The sequence below is a fragment of the Bordetella petrii genome (genome assembly GCF_020991325.1).
In the GTDB taxonomy this organism is placed as follows: domain Bacteria; phylum Pseudomonadota; class Gammaproteobacteria; order Burkholderiales; family Burkholderiaceae_B; genus Bordetella_A; species Bordetella_A petrii_E.
The window spans coordinates 1-14,745 of sequence record NZ_JAJMLX010000097.1 but is presented as its reverse complement, the minus strand read 5'-3'; the positions used below and the strand labels follow the sequence as shown (position 1 = coordinate 14,745).

Here is a 14,745-nt window from a genome sequence, read left to right as displayed (position 1 = left end):
ATTGCGGCCGCCGCCGAGGCCGCCGTGCGCGGCGCGGCCGGCTCGGTTCCCCTGCGCATTGCCGCGCCTATAGAATGCCGGTTGCAGACCCAGAGTTCGGCGCTGGCCGACCTGTTCTGCATGTGGCCCGCGCTGGAACGCGTGGACGGCGTCACGCTGCGCTTTACCGTCGACAGCATGCAGGCCGCCATCCGCACGCTGAACAGCCTGTCGGCCATGTCGTCCATGCTGCGCTGAGGAAACCCATGTCCGCCAATCCGTCCACCCGCATTGCCCTGCTGCGCCAGGCCATGCTGCGCCGCGGCCTGCACGCCTGCATCGTGCCGTCGGCCGACCCTCACCTGTCAGAATACCTGCCCGCGCGCTGGCAGGGCCGGCAGTGGCTGACGGGGTTTACCGGGTCGGTGGGCACGCTGGTGGTCACCGCCGATTTCGCCGGCCTGTGGGTAGACAGCCGTTATTGGGTGCAGGCCGAGGCCCAACTGGCCGGCACCGGCATCGAACTGATGAAAATCGCTTCGGCCGCCACGCCGGGGCACGTAGACTGGCTGGCCGGGCGCATGCGGGCCGGCCAGCGGGTGGGCATCGACGGCCAGGTGCTGGGCCTGGGCGCATTCCGGGCCCTGTCGGCCGCGCTCGCCCCCGCGGGTGTGCACCTGGACATCCAGGCCGACCTGCTGGCGGAAATCTGGCCCGGCCGTCCCGGCCTGCCCGACGCGCCCGTCTACGAACACGCGGCGCCCCATGCCACCATGCCGCGCGCAGAGAAACTGGCGCAGATCCGCCAGACCATGCAGGCGCAGGGCGCCGATGTGCACTGGCTGTCCACGCTGGACGATATTGCCTGGCTGTTCAATCTGCGCGGGGCCGATGTTTCCTACAACCCGGTATTCCTGGCCCATGCGCTGGTGGGCCAGGATTACGCCACCCTGTTCGTGGCCGATGGGAAAGTCTCCGCTGGCGTGCGCGCCGCGCTGGCGGCCGACGGCGTCGACGTGGCGTCATATGATTTGGCCGCCGAGGCCCTGGGTTCGCTGCAGCTCGACCAGACCCTGCTGATCGACCCGGCCCGCGTCACCTGCGGCGTGTTCCATGCCATGGACCCCGCCGTGCCCCGCGTGGAATCCATCAACCCGTCCACGCTGTTCAAGTCGCGCAAGTCCGACGCCGAACTGGCCCATGTGCGCGACGCCATGGCCCATGACGGCGCGGCGCTGTGCGAATTCTTCGCCTGGTTCGAGGCCGCGCTGGGCCGCGAAACAATTACCGAGCTCACCATCGACGAGCAGATCACCGCCGCGCGGGCCCGCCGCCCGGGCTATATGTGCCCCAGCTTCGGCACCATCGCCGGCTTCAATGCCAACGGCGCCATGCCGCACTACCGGGCCACGCCCGAGTCGCACGCCGTCATCCAGGGCGACGGGCTGTTGCTCATCGATTCCGGCGGTCAGTACCTGGGCGGCACCACCGACATCACCCGGGTAGTGGCGGTGGGCACGCCCAGCGCCGACCAGAAGGTCGACTTCACGCTGGTGCTCAAGGGCATGATTGCCTTGTCGCGCGCCGCGTTCCCGCGCGGCACGCCGTCGCCCATGCTGGACGCCATCGCCCGCGCGCCCATCTGGCAGGGCGGCGCCGAATACGGCCACGGCACCGGCCACGGCGTGGGCTATTTCCTGAACGTGCACGAGGGCCCGCAGGTCATCTCGTACCGCGCCGCGCCCGGGCCCCACACGGCCATGGAGCCCGGCATGATCACTTCCAACGAGCCCGGCATCTACCGCCCCGGGCGCTGGGGCGTGCGCATCGAGAACCTGGTAGCCAACCGCGCCTGGCTCGACGGCGAACTGGGCGAATTCCTGTGCTTCGAAACCCTGACCCTGTGTCCGATCGACACCCGCTGCATCGCCATCGACCTGCTGCGGCCCGACGAAATCGCCTGGCTGGACGACTACCACCGCACCGTGCGCGAGCGGCTGGCCCCACTGGTGGGCGGGCCGGCGCTGGCCTGGCTGCAGGAACGCACCCGGCCCCTGGCCGCGGAGTAGGCGGGGGCGCAACGTCCTCTGTTACGTGACGGAACTCAGGGAAAACCCCTGATCCGTCCGGCGCCCGGCTATAATCCAAATTTCCCGCATGCGCCCGCTCGTCCCGGGCGCCTATTACGATGACCAAATACGTATTTGTCACCGGCGGTGTGGTGTCTTCCCTGGGCAAAGGGATCGCCGCCGCGTCCCTCGCCGCGATCCTGGAATCGCGCGGCCTGCAAGTCACTCTGCTCAAGCTCGACCCCTACATCAACGTCGACCCCGGCACCATGAGCCCGTTCCAGCACGGCGAGGTGTTCGTCACGGAAGACGGCGCCGAAACCGACCTGGACCTGGGCCACTACGAACGCTTCATCTCGGCCAAGATGCACAAGGTGAACAACTTCACCACCGGCCAAATTTACGAATCGGTGCTGCGCAAGGAACGCCGCGGCGACTACCTGGGCAAGACGGTCCAGGTCATTCCGCACATCACCAACGAAATCCAGGACTTCGTCGCGCGCGGTGCCGACGCCGCCTGGAACGGCGCCACCGACGTGGCCATCGTCGAAATCGGCGGCACGGTGGGCGACATCGAATCGCTGCCCTTCCTGGAAGCCGCCCGCCAGATGAGCCTGCGCCTGGGGCGCAACAACGCCGCCTTCGTGCACCTGACCCTGGTGCCGTTCATCGCCTCGGCCGGCGAACTCAAGACCAAGCCCACGCAGCACTCGGTGCAGAAACTGCGCGAAATCGGCATTTATCCCAACCTGCTGCTGTGCCGCGCCGACCGTCCCATTCCCGACGATGAACGCGCCAAGATCTCGATGTTCTCGAATGTGCCGCTGGACGCGGTCATTTCGGTGTGGGACGCCGATTCCATCTACAAAATCCCCGCCATGCTGCACAAGCAGGGCGTGGACAACATCGTGTGCGAAGCCCTGGGCCTGACCCCGCCGCCCGCCGACCTGTCCATGTGGGACAACCTGGTCGAAGCCCTGGAAAACCCCCGGCATCAGCTCACCATCGGCATGGTCGGCAAGTACGTCGACCTTACCGAATCCTACAAGTCGCTGTCCGAAGCCCTGGTGCACGCCGGCATCCATACGCGCTCGAAAATCAATATCGAGTACATCGATTCCGAAGACATCGAAACCCGGGGCACCGACCAGCTCCAGCACCTGGACGCCATCCTGGTGCCGGGCGGCTTCGGCAAGCGCGGCACCGAAGGCAAAATCGCCGCCATCCGCTATGCCCGCGAAAACGGCGTGCCCTACCTGGGCATCTGCCTGGGCATGCAGTTGGCCGTCATCGAGTTCGCGCGCCACGTGGCCGGGCTGGGCGGGGCCAACAGCACCGAGTTCGACCCCTCCGCGCCGCATCCTGTGGTGGCGCTCATCACCGAATGGATGGACCGCGAAGGCAAGGTCGAAAAGCGCGACGCCAGTTCCGACCTGGGCGGCACCATGCGCAAGGGCGCGCAGCGTTGCCCCGTCAAGCCGGGCACCCGCGCGCAGGCCATCTACGGCGACGATGTCAACGAACGCCATCGCCACCGCTACGAAGTCAACAACGTCTACGTCCCGCGCCTGGAAGAAGCCGGCATGGTCATCAGTGCGCGTACACCCACCGAAAACCTGCCCGAAATGATGGAACTGCCCGACCACCCCTGGTTCGTCGGCGTGCAGTTCCACCCGGAATTCACATCCACGCCGCGCGACGGACACCCGCTGTTCTCCAGCTTCATCGAGGCAGCCATCGCCCATCACGCCCGCAAGGAGGCCTGACATGAAAGCCTGCGGTTTCGATATCGGCCTGGAACACCCGTTTTTTCTCATCGCGGGCCCGTGCGTCATTGAATCGCGCGAACTGGCTTTCGACACCGCCGGCCGCCTGAAAGAAATCACGGCTGCGCTGGGTATTCCGTTCATCTACAAAAGCTCGTTCGACAAGGCCAATCGCAGTTCGGGCAAGTCGTTCCGCGGTCCCGGCATCGACGAAGGCCTGAAAATCCTGGCCGACGTGCGCGCCCAACTGGGCGTGCCCGTGCTCACCGATGTGCATGAAACCGAGCAGGTCGAGCCCGTGGCCGCGGTGGTCGACATGCTGCAGACGCCGGCCTTCCTGTGCCGCCAAACCGATTTCATCCGCGCCTGCGCGGCCACGCTCAAGCCGGTCAACATCAAGAAGGGCCAGTTCCTGGCGCCGCACGACATGGCGCAGGTGGCGCAGAAGGCCCGCGACGCCGCCATCGAGGCCGGCGGCGACGGCAGCAACATCCTGGTGTGCGAACGCGGTGCTTCTTTCGGATACAACAACTTAGTGTCCGACATGCGCTCGCTGGCTATCATGCGGGAAACCCGTTGTCCGGTGGTGTTCGACGCTACCCATTCGGTGCAGCTGCCCGGCGGGCAGGGCACGTCCTCGGGCGGCCAGCGCGAATTCGTGCCGGTGCTGGCGCGCGCGGCGGTGGCGGTGGGAATTTCCGGCCTGTTCATGGAAACCCACCCGAACCCGGCTTGCGCCATGTCCGACGGCCCCAACGCCGTGCCGCTGGAGCTGATGCCCGCGCTGCTCGAATCGCTGGTCGAACTCGATCGCGTGACCAAACGCAACGGCTTCATCGAGAATCAGTTCATCTGAACTGATGAAGCTGCCACGAATTTATTAATCGTTCAGGGAATCAAACAATGAGTGCAATCGTCGATATCATCGGTCGCGAAATTCTCGATTCGCGCGGCAACCCCACCGTCGAGTGCGACGTGCTGCTGGAATCCGGCGCCATGGGCCGCGCCGCCGTGCCCTCGGGCGCGTCCACCGGCCAGCGCGAAGCCATCGAACTGCGCGACGGCGACAAGGCACGCTATCTGGGCAAGGGCGTGCTGCGCGCCGTCGAGAACCTCAACACCGAGATCTCGGAAGCCCTGATGGGCCTGGACGCCCAGGAACAGACTTTCGTCGACCGCACCCTGATCGACCTGGACGGCACGGATTCCAAAGAGCGCCTGGGCGCCAATGCGCTGCTGGCCGCCAGCATGGCCGTGGCGCGCGCCGCCGCCGACGAGTCCGGCCTGTCGCTGTACCGCTATTTCGGCGGCAGCGGCCCCATGAGCATGCCCGTGCCCATGATGAACGTCATCAATGGCGGCGCGCACGCCAACAACACGCTCGACCTGCAGGAACTGATGATCCTGCCGGTGGGCGCCACCAGTTTCCGTGAAGCCCTGCGCTGGGGGGCTGAAGTGTTCCATGCCCTGAAAAAGCTCATCCACGCCCAGGGCATGTCCACCGCGGTGGGCGATGAAGGCGGCTTTGCCCCCAACGTGCCCAACCACGAAGCGGCCATCCAGCTCATCCTGAAGGCCATCTCCGAAGCCGGCTACGAGCCCGGTTCGCAAATCGCCCTGGGCCTGGATTGCGCCAGCTCTGAATTTTTCCGCGATGGCAAGTACACGCTGGCCGGCGAAGGCGGCCTGTCGCTGTCGTCGCAGGAATTCGCCAACCTGCTGGCCACCTGGTGCGACAAGTACCCCATCATCAGCATCGAAGACGGCATGGCCGAGAACGACTGGGATGGCTGGAAACTGCTCACCGAACAATTGGGCAAGAAGGTGCAGCTGGTGGGCGACGATCTGTTCGTCACCAACACCCGTATCCTGAAAGAAGGCATCCAGAAGGGCGTGGCCAATTCGATTCTTATCAAGATCAACCAGATCGGCACCCTGACAGAAACCTTCGCCGCCATCGAAATGGCCAAGCGCGCGGGCTACACCGCCGTGGTGTCGCACCGCTCGGGCGAAACCGAAGACTCCACCATCGCGGATATCGCGGTGGCTACCAACGCCATGCAGATCAAAACCGGTTCGCTGTCGCGTTCCGACCGCATGGCCAAGTACAACCAGTTGCTGCGCATCGAGGAAGAACTGGCGGAAGTGGCTTCTTACCCCGGCCTCGACGCGTTCTACAACCTGCGTTGACCATGGCGGGCCGGGCGCCAGGCGCCCGGCCCTTGCGGTTGACCGCACTGTTGAGGGTGGTACGTCTATGCGCCTGTTGTTTCTGGTGCTGCTCGTCTTGGTGGGCCTGATCCAGTATCCACTGTGGCTGGGCAAGGGCGGCTGGTTCAAGGTCTGGGACTTGCAGCGCCAGGTGGCTGCGCAGCATGAAACCAACGAAGGCCTGCGCGCCCGCAACGCGGCGCTCGAAGCCGAAGTGCGCGACCTGACCACGGGCACCGGGGCCATAGAAGAGCGCGCCCGCAGCGAACTGGGCATGATGCGCGAGGGCGAAGTCTTCGTGCAGATACTGCCTCCCGGCAGCCGGCCGCCGCCGGTGCCTCCCAAGCCCGCTCCGCAAAGCACACCGCCGCGCCGCTGAGCAACCAGCCGCTACGGCCCGTCGCGGGCGCAATCCCACGCTCCGTACACCACCGGGCCGCGCCGCGCGGCCGGTGGCGCATGCCAATCCACCGGATGCGACTGCATCTCGATGTGCAAATCCAGGCGCAGCGGCAGCAGGCCCCGCGCCCAGGCGCGTTGCGCGCAAGTGCCTGCATCGCGCCCGATCAGGCGCAGCAGCGCCCGGGTGGGCGGCGCCAGGGGTTCGTGCAAGTAAGTCAGCCGCAAATGCAGGGTATTGGCCTGGAAAATATCCGGGCCCATGGCCGTAATGCCGCGTGCGGCATGCTGTTCGGCCTGGTAGTCATTGCTGATGGCGCGGCGGCCCGCCGCCGTATTTACCTTCAGGCCCGGCCGCGCGTGTGCCTGGAATGCCTGGACGCTGGGCTGCAGTACTTCGATGCGCCAGGGAGGCATATTGGCCTGGCGGCGCAGGCGCTGCCAGGCGCGCTGCTGGGCAGCCTGGGCATCGCCGCTGGCATGGGCATGGCGGGGCAGCAGCCCTTGTTCGAACCCCCGGGCAATGGCATCGGGGTGGCCATGCGCGTTCGCTCCGCCGCGCCCGGCTTCCAGCAGGGCTACATGGGCCAGTTGCCGCACCAGGTGCCAGTGCGCTGTTTCAATGGCCAGCAGCGCCAGCAGCAGCAGGGGTGGGGCAACGATTGCAAATTCCAGCAGCGTGGCGCCGCGCTGGCGCGGCGCCAGTGCTGCGGGGGCGCCGGGCAGGCGGTGCGGGAAGCGAAGCAGGCGGGACATGGCCAGGCAGTGTGCCCGGCCGTTCCGGCGCCGTCGATTGTGGCATCTACGCGCGGGGCGAATTGCTCATCCCGGCAGGCCGCGGCTCAGTGCACCGTGGGGGGGTCTTGTTCCGGCATGGGGCGGGCGGGCGCGAACAGGCCCGAGCAATCGACGGCGTCGAATTCGTACGGCTTGCCACAGAAATCGCAGGTGACGCGCACCTTGCCTTGTTCGGCCAGGATGTCCCGCACTTCCTGTTCGCCCAGCGTGCGCAGCATGCCGGCCACGCGCTCGCGTGTGCATGGGCAGTGCCAGCGCACCGGTAGCGGGTCGAACGCCACCAGGGTTTCTTCCCAGTACAGCCGGTGGATCAGCGTGTCGATGTCGGTGTGGATCAGTTCGTCGGCTTTCAGTGTATTGGCCAGCAGGATGGCGCGCGCCAGGGTCTCGGCCGTGCTTTCGGAACGCGCCGTGCCTCCCTGGTCGGGCAGGCGCTGCACCAGCAGCCCTGCGGCGTGTTGGCTGTCGGACTGCAGCCACAAACGGGTATCGAGCTGTTCCGAAGCCTTCATGTAATGCTGCAGGGCCTCGGCCACGGTATCGCCTTCCAGGGGCACGATGCCCTGGTAGGTTTGCTGGCCCGGCACTTTCCGGCGCGGGTCCAGCACCACGATGAAGCGGCCCTGGCCTTCGGCATTCAGCAGGGTTTGCATGGTGCCGTCGGCGGGCACCTCCCGCCCTTCGCGTATTTTCACGGTGGCACGCAGGCTCAGGTCGGACTGGCATTCCACGACCAGCAAGGCAATCGGGCCGTCACCCTGGATCTGCAATACCAGCGAGCCTTCGAACTTGATATTGGCGGCCAGCAGCGCGGCGGCGGCCATCATTTCGCCCAGCAGGCGCTGGACGGCGGGCGGATACTGGTGGTTTTCCTGGGCCCGCAGCCAGGTTTCGTGCAGCCGCACAGCCTGTACGCGCACCGAACGGTCTTCGAACAGGTATTTCTTGAGTTGATCGGTCATGGGCGAATGTTAGCCGATCCCATGGCCGCCAGGCGGGTCAGCCGACGCGCTTGAGCGCCGTTTTGTAATGCTGGGCCCGGGTTTCGTAATGGCGGGTGTTCTTGTGCATGCCGGCGATTTCTTCGGCGGACAATTCGCGCACCACCTTGCCTATGCCCACCACCAGGGAATTGTCGGGAATGACGCGGCCTTCGGGAATGATGGCGCCCGCGCCGATCAGGCAGTTGCGCCCCACCACCGCCTTGTTCAGCACAATGGCCTGCATGCCGACCAGCGCGCCTTCCTGGATGGTGCAGCCATGCAGCATGGCCTGGTGGCCCACCGTGACGTTGGGGCCCACCGTCAGGGGACAGCCCTCGTCGACATGCAGCACGCTGGATTCCTGGATGTTACTGCCGGCCTGGATCACGATGGGCGCGTTGTCGCCCCGGATGGCGACGTGCGACCAGATGCTCACCCCCGCCTGCAAAGTGACGTTGCCGATGATGTCGGCGCTGTCGGCCACGTAGACACTGGGATCGATGGTGGGCGTCTGGTCGCCAAGCTGGTAAATGGGCATGCAAGCAGTCTCTGGTAAAGGGTCTCAGGCCTGGGCGGCGGCCCGCGCTTCTTCGCGCTGGCGCAGTACTTTGCGCTGGATTTTACCGGTGGTGGTCATGGGCAGTTCGTCGATGAACTCGATTTCCTTCGGGTATTCGTAGGGCGCCAGCCGGTCGCGCACGTGGTCTTGCAGGGCCTGGGTCAGCTGGGCGCGGTCATGAGCGGCGTATTCGGCCGTGAGCACCACGTATGCCTTCACGATGGCGCCGCGCTCGGCGTCGGGCTTGGGCACCACGGCCGCATTGGCCACGGCATCGTGGCCCAGCAGGCAGTTTTCGATTTCGCCCGGGCCGATGCGGTAGCCGGCTGATTTGAAGACATCGTCGGCGCGGCCGGCATACCACAAGTAGCCGTCGGCATCGGCGCTGGCCAGGTCGCCCGTGCGGCACCAGTCGCCGCTGAACTTGGCTTGGGTGGCGGCTTCGTTGCGCCAGTAGCCCAGGAACATGATGGGGTCGGGAAAGCCGTGGATGTCCAGGCGGTTCAGGGCCACCTCGCCCACCTCGCCCGCGGGCACGGGCTGGCCGGCATCGTCGATGACCGCCACCCGGTGGCCCGGGTAGGGGCGTCCCATGCTGCCGGGCCTGGCGGGCCAGCGTTCATGGCTGTTGCCCACCAGGTAGTTCATTTCGGTCTGGCCGAACATTTCGTTGGGCGTGATGCCCAAGGCCGACTGGCACCACTGGAAGACGGTTTCGCCCACGCTTTCGCCGGCGCTCATGATGGCGCGCAGGGCCAGCCGGTAGCGGCTGGCGGGCTCGGGTACCGTCTTCATCATCATCTTGAGGGCGGTGGGAAACAGGAAGGTGTTGGTGACCTGGTAGCGCTCCATCAGTTCGAAGGCGCGTTCGGGCGAGAATCGCCCGCGCGTTCCCACGATGGGGTGGCCGAAGTACAGCGTGGGCAGCAGCGCGTCCATCATGCCGCCTGTCCAGGCCCAGTCGGCCGGCGACCAGAAAACGTCGTTCTGCTTGGGAAACCAGTTTTGCGAGGCCACGAAGCCCGGCAGGTTGCCGATGAGGGCACTGTGCGGCAGCAGGGCACCCTTGGGGGCGCCGGTGGTTCCCGAGGTATACAGCAGGATGGCCGGGTCGGACGCGCGGGTCATCACCTGCTTGAATTCGCCGGGCTGGCGGGCCAGCAGGCTGCGCCACGGCAGGACACGCTCGTCGGCGAAGCCGATGCCGATGATCTGGTGCAGGGCGGGACAGTTGTCGCTGATGGCCAGCAGGTTGGCGCTGGACGCGTAATCCACGATGGCCACCCGGGCCTCGGAGTCGCGCAGCCGGGTTTCCAGGGCTTCCGGGCCGAACAGCGACGAAAGCGGCACGATCACGGCGCCTATGCTGTAGATGGCCATGTGGGCCACGGCGGTCTCGGGCCGTTGTCCCAAAACCACACCTACGCGGTCGCCTCGTTCCACGCCCATTTTTACCAAGCCATTGGCCAACTGGTTGGCCGCCTCGGCCAGGCGCGCGTAGGTCCAGACTTCGCGGTTGCCGGCTTCGTCTTCGTAATAGATGGCAATGCGCCGGGCGTCCGCGCTGCTGGTCGCCCACCGGTGGCAGCAAGCCTCCGCAATGTTGAATTGGGTCGGCACCAGCCAGCGGAATGTTTGGTAGAGCGCCTGATATTGGTCGTTCATGGCCCTATGTTGTATGCGCGCCGGGCGACGGTGCCCTGGGAATGCCGCCTGGGACTGTGATGCCCCAAATGCAAGCATGACCTAGAGGGCCGCGAACTGCAACATTCCCGTGCCGCTAACGGGGACGTATAAGGGTTAACACGGGTACGGGCGCGCCGGCCGGCTGGATCATGAGTGCTTACTTTGCCGGCGCAGGGCCGAGGGCAGGGCTGGCAGCGACAAGGGACGGCGGGGGCGGGCCGGAGCCGACGGCGATTCGCGGCGCGCATGCTGCGCCGCCCAATCCAGCAATTGCAATTGCCCGTCGTGGTTTTCCGCCAGCGCGGACAGGCTTTCGACCCAGTCGCCGTCGTTGCAGTACAGGATGCCTTCCACTTCACGCAGTTCGGCTTTATGGATATGGCCGCACACCACGCCGTCCAGCCCGCGCCGGCGGGCTTCGCCGGCCAGCGCGTTTTCGAAGTCGGTGATGAACGACACGGCATTCTTTACCTTGTGCTTCAGGTATTGCGACAGCGACCAATAATGCAGGCCCATCCGGTGGCGCAGGCGATTGAAATGGTGATTCAGCCACAAAGCGGACTGATACAGGGTGTCGCCCAGGTGGGCCAGCCACTTGCTGTGCTGGATCACTCCGTCGAACTGGTCGCCATGCAGTACCAGCAGGCGCTGCCCCTGGGCGGTGACGTGGATGTCTTCATCCAGGATTTCGATATCGCCAAAAGCGTAGCCGATGAATTCGCGGGCGAATTCGTCGTGGTTGCCCGGCACGAACACCACCCGGGTGCCGTTGCGCGCCTTGCGCAGGATGCGCTGTACCACGTCGTTGTGGGCTCGAGGCCAGTGCCAGTGCTTGCGCAATTGCCAGCCATCGATGATGTCGCCGACCAGGTACAGCGTGTCGGATTCGTTGTGGTCCAGGAAATCCAGCAGGAAATCCGCCTTGCAGCCGGGCGTGCCCAGATGCAGGTCGGAGATCCAAAGTGTGCGCCAGTGGGTAGGGCGGATGTCATTCACGGCGGCGTCCCTCGCGGCTGTCGTCATGCCCAGGGATGTAACCATCCCGCCGTGACGGCCGCGTGAACGTTGGATGACGCTGTTGTGACGGCTGCGTCCCCGAGCGCCGACTCAGCGCTTGCGAGGCGCCGCGTTGCGCAGCCGCGTGCCCAGCAGCCGGTCGTGAAGGAATTGGCCGTCGGGATCTACCCACGACCAGACAAAGATGGCGAATGGCGCCGCCACGATGAACATGTCGACCGATTTCCAGCCGGTGGCGGCCGACGCGGCGGCCACGATGCCGGCCGCGGCCAGCACCAGCGGCCAGCACAGCACATAGCGGGCGATCAGCCGGGGTACCGACGGAGGTTGGCCGTCGCGATCCACCAGCCGGATGTTCCAGGTTTTCATGGGCAGCGTCTGCCCCTTGTAGCGCCAGCACAGCACGAAATAAGCGCCTATCACCACGAACAGCCAGACCTGGCGCGCATGGCGCAGCATCAGCGCATGCTTGCTCTGGGTAAGCGTGTCGAACAGGTAGCCGGCCAGGAACACCACGCCGAACAGCAGCACGGCCTCATACATCATGCAGGCAAAGCGGCGCAGCCGGTTGGGGGTCAGGTCGGTGGGGGGTGGTGTCATGGGGGCGTATTATCACGCATCCGCGCCTTGGGGTCGCTTGCATCCCCGCCCTTGGGAAGGCAAAAAAAAACCCGCCATTGCTGGCAGGTCTTAAAAGGGGCTGTGGCAGCCCCCAAGGGGAAAATGGTTCGTTGCGCGCGCCTTACGCGGCGGAGTGCGCGGCCTTGGCGCCCGATTGGCGGGCCACCAGGGACTTGATGCCCTTGCCCAGCTTGCGCAGGCCATTGGCCAGGGCGCGCATCGGACGGGGGCGGAATTGTTCTTCGATAGCTTGCAACATCAGCTGACGCTCGAGTTCGTCGGTCAGGCGGATGGTGGGGTTGACGTTGATCACGATGGTTCCAGAACTTGCTTGGTTCAATTCAACTGCTACGGGTTAACCCGAATTTTAGGGTTAACCCTGAATTTATGCAAGTGTCTGGTGCAGCGTGCTCGGTATTGGTGCTGATAATGCGCCGATTCGGCGCTTTGTGGCTTGACCGCCACAATATCGGTGCATGATTGCAGCTTTTTTACAACGCAGGTTTTTGTGGCTCGCGGTATCCGGCGGCCACCAGTTCAAAGCCGAACAGCCGGCAATCCAGTGCGCCATTGTGCAAGGGCGTGCGCCGCAAGGGTTTCAAGCGCAGGCGCTGTGGCAGGTCGCGGTCGCTGCTGATCACGTGTAACTGCCAGCCAGTGTATTCCCGCTTCAGGTGGCTGGACCACGCACGCCACAGTTCAGTGTCGTCGGTGGGCAGGCGTTCGCCGTAGGGCGGGTTGGTGACTATCCAGCCGTGTCCGGCGGGCGGGGCGATGTTGCGCGCATCACCCACTTCGAAGCGGATGGTGTCGGCAGTGAGCCAGGCGCGTTCGGCATTGTTGCGGGCGAATTCGATGGCTTGCGGGTCCAGGTCGCAGCCCACCAGCGGCGCATCCAGTCCGGGCAGGATGCGCGCCCGGGCATCGTCTTTCAGGTCGCGCCAGCGGCGGGCATCGTGGCCGCGCAGGCGTTCGAAGCCGAAGGGGCGTGAAATGCCGGCCGGCACTCCCAGCGCGATCCAGGCGGCCTCGATCAGGATGGTGCCACTGCCACAGAACGGGTCCAGCAGTGGCGCGGCGGGATCCCAGCCGGCCAGGGCCAGCATGCCGGCGGCCAGGTTCTCGCGCAAAGGAGCCTCGCCCTTGTCCAGGCGCCAGCCGCGCTTGAACAGCGATTCGCCCGAGGTATCCAGGTACAAGGTGGCCGTGTGGCCGGTCAGGAACAAGTGCACGCGCGCGTCCGGGCGCACGGTATCGATACTGGGGCGCTCACCTTCCAGGTCGCGCAGGCGGTCGCAGATGCCGTCTTTGGCGCGCAGGTTGCAGTAGTGCAGGCTTTGCACCGGGCTCTTGATGGCCGAGGTATCCACGCGCAGCGTCTGTTCGGCGCCGAACCAGCGTTCCCAGGGCACGCTGCGCGCCAGGTCCAGGATGTCGTCTTCGTGGGAAATCTCGTCGTGCGCCACTTGCACCAGGACGCGCGTGGCCAGGCGCGAGTACAGGTTGGCGCGCTGTATGCCGGCCCAGTCGGCGCTGAAATGGCAGCCGGCGCGGCCGGCCCGGGCATCTTCAAAACCCAGGGCCTGCATCTCCGCGGTCAGGGCCTCTTCCAGGCCCTGCGGGCAAGGGGCGAACACGGCAAAGGTTTCCGCCGTTCGGGGCGCGCGCGGCATGCGGCGGCGCGACTCTTCACGGGGCTGGGGGGGATCGAAACCGATGTCCGGGCCAGGGGCGGATTCGAAGGCCGGCGGGGCGGGCTCGGCCGGCCTGTGCGCTGGCGACGCGGGGCTGCCCTGGCGGCGGCTGGATTGTTCTTTGTTGCGCTCCAGTTGCGCGGCCGTCCGGGCGCGCGCGCCGCTGCGCGAGCGTTTGTTGTGGTCGCCAGCGGCGTGGGCGTCGCGCGCCGTTTTCTTGATCGTCAGCGTTTTGCGGCGATCCTGTTCATCAGAAGACATACGAATCCAGGCCAGGGGCCGGGTCAGGTGGGGTCAGAAGGGCTTGAGCACGACCAGCAGCACCACCGCCACGAGCAGCAAGACAGGAACTTCGTTGAACCAGCGGTAGAACTTGTGTGAGCGCGTATTGCGGCCTTGCTCGAATTTGCGCAGCATTACGCCACAGGCGTGATGGTAGCCGATGATGAGCAGCACGAAGAACAGCTTGGCGTGCATCCAGCCATTGCCGGGGCCCATGCCGATGCCGTAGCCCACGTATAGCCACAGCCCGAGCGCCACGGCGACGATGGCAAGCAGGGTGGTGAACCGGTACAGGCGGCGCGCCATGCCCACCAGACAGGACTGTACGGCGGCGTCGGATTGCTGCGCCAGGTTGACGTAAATGCGGGGCAGGTAGAACAGCCCGGCAAACCAGGACGCGATGAAAACAATGTGAAAGGCTTTTACCCAAAGCATGGCTGGCATCCCGGACGTTGCAGTGAAGCGATGGGCGCATTGTAGTCAAGGATGGTGTGCGGGAAGGCGGGGTGTTTTTTGGTTGTGTGCTTGTGTCGCCTCGGAGTCCTGGGCATGGGGCCGTGCGAAGCCCGTCGGGCTCGGGCGCATCCAGGCGCCCTCGGCCCGCTGGCGCGGGCTGCCCCGCCGGTCAACTCGCCCGGCCCCATGCCCAGCACTCCCAGTCTGGCACTGTCTTGCGGCCAA

Annotated in this window: 15 protein-coding genes; 6 read left to right on the top strand and 9 right to left on the bottom strand. The window is 65.8% G+C overall.

The annotated features are described in order from the left end of the window. The 6 genes from LPZ50_RS11855 to ftsB all read left to right on the top strand — a co-directional run. Window positions 1-237, top strand: a 237-nt coding sequence (locus LPZ50_RS11855; protein ID WP_230661625.1) for a M55 family metallopeptidase, incomplete at its 5' end; no start/stop codon positions are given. An 8-nt stretch (window positions 238-245) separates the two neighbouring features. Next, window positions 246-2,048 (top strand): aminopeptidase P family protein, encoded by a 1,803-nt coding sequence (locus LPZ50_RS11850; RefSeq protein ID WP_230661623.1) that lies wholly within the window; start codon window positions 246-248, stop codon window positions 2,046-2,048. 119 nt (window positions 2,049-2,167) lie between these two features. After that, the gene (locus LPZ50_RS11845; RefSeq protein ID WP_230661621.1) at window positions 2,168-3,814 is read left to right on the top strand and encodes a CTP synthase; all 1,647 of its coding nucleotides are present in this window, start codon (window positions 2,168-2,170) and stop codon (window positions 3,812-3,814) included. Between the two features lies 1 nt (window position 3,815). Continuing rightward, on the top strand, window positions 3,816-4,670 hold the full coding sequence (kdsA, locus tag LPZ50_RS11840; protein WP_230661619.1) for a 3-deoxy-8-phosphooctulonate synthase: 855 nt from the start codon (window positions 3,816-3,818) through the stop codon (window positions 4,668-4,670). A 47-nt stretch (window positions 4,671-4,717) separates the two neighbouring features. Further along, window positions 4,718-6,004, top strand: coding sequence for a phosphopyruvate hydratase (gene eno / locus LPZ50_RS11835; protein WP_230661617.1), 1,287 nt, complete (start codon window positions 4,718-4,720; stop codon window positions 6,002-6,004). A gap of 67 nt (window positions 6,005-6,071) precedes the next feature. Beyond that, window positions 6,072-6,404 (top strand): cell division protein FtsB, encoded by a 333-nt coding sequence (ftsB, locus tag LPZ50_RS11830; protein WP_230661615.1) that lies wholly within the window; start codon window positions 6,072-6,074, stop codon window positions 6,402-6,404. An 11-nt stretch (window positions 6,405-6,415) separates the two neighbouring features. On the opposite strand, the gene LPZ50_RS11825 is transcribed toward ftsB, so the two are convergent. From LPZ50_RS11825 to LPZ50_RS11785, 9 genes are all read right to left on the bottom strand, one after another. Then, window positions 6,416-7,180: a TadE/TadG family type IV pilus assembly protein gene (locus LPZ50_RS11825; RefSeq protein WP_230661613.1), complete on the bottom strand. Its 765-nt coding sequence runs from the start codon at window positions 7,178-7,180 to the stop codon at window positions 6,416-6,418. 86 nt (window positions 7,181-7,266) lie between these two features. Further along, entirely contained in the window at window positions 7,267-8,184 is a 918-nt protein-coding gene (gene hslO / locus LPZ50_RS11820; RefSeq protein WP_230661611.1) for an Hsp33 family molecular chaperone HslO, read from the bottom strand. Window positions 8,185-8,221: 37 nt separating this feature from the next. After that, entirely contained in the window at window positions 8,222-8,743 is a 522-nt protein-coding gene (locus LPZ50_RS11815; protein ID WP_230661609.1) for a gamma carbonic anhydrase family protein, read from the bottom strand. 24 nt (window positions 8,744-8,767) lie between these two features. Next, the gene (locus LPZ50_RS11810) at window positions 8,768-10,429 is read right to left on the bottom strand and encodes an acyl-CoA synthetase (protein WP_230661607.1); all 1,662 of its coding nucleotides are present in this window, start codon (window positions 10,427-10,429) and stop codon (window positions 8,768-8,770) included. A 168-nt stretch (window positions 10,430-10,597) separates the two neighbouring features. After that, the gene (locus tag LPZ50_RS11805; RefSeq protein ID WP_230661605.1) at window positions 10,598-11,473 is read right to left on the bottom strand and encodes a UDP-2,3-diacylglucosamine diphosphatase; all 876 of its coding nucleotides are present in this window, start codon (window positions 11,471-11,473) and stop codon (window positions 10,598-10,600) included. Window positions 11,474-11,557: 84 nt separating this feature from the next. Further along, window positions 11,558-12,067, bottom strand: a complete 510-nt coding sequence (locus tag LPZ50_RS11800; protein ID WP_230661603.1) for an RDD family protein — start codon at window positions 12,065-12,067, stop codon at window positions 11,558-11,560. 142 nt (window positions 12,068-12,209) lie between these two features. Continuing rightward, window positions 12,210-12,401, bottom strand: coding sequence for a hypothetical protein (locus tag LPZ50_RS11795; protein WP_230661628.1), 192 nt, complete (start codon window positions 12,399-12,401; stop codon window positions 12,210-12,212). Window positions 12,402-12,579: 178 nt separating this feature from the next. Next, on the bottom strand, window positions 12,580-14,043 hold the full coding sequence (locus tag LPZ50_RS11790) for a THUMP domain-containing class I SAM-dependent RNA methyltransferase (RefSeq protein ID WP_230661601.1): 1,464 nt from the start codon (window positions 14,041-14,043) through the stop codon (window positions 12,580-12,582). Window positions 14,044-14,076: 33 nt separating this feature from the next. Then, window positions 14,077-14,499, bottom strand: a complete 423-nt coding sequence (locus tag LPZ50_RS11785; RefSeq protein WP_230661599.1) for a CopD family protein — start codon at window positions 14,497-14,499, stop codon at window positions 14,077-14,079. Between the last annotated feature and the right edge of the window lie 246 nt (window positions 14,500-14,745).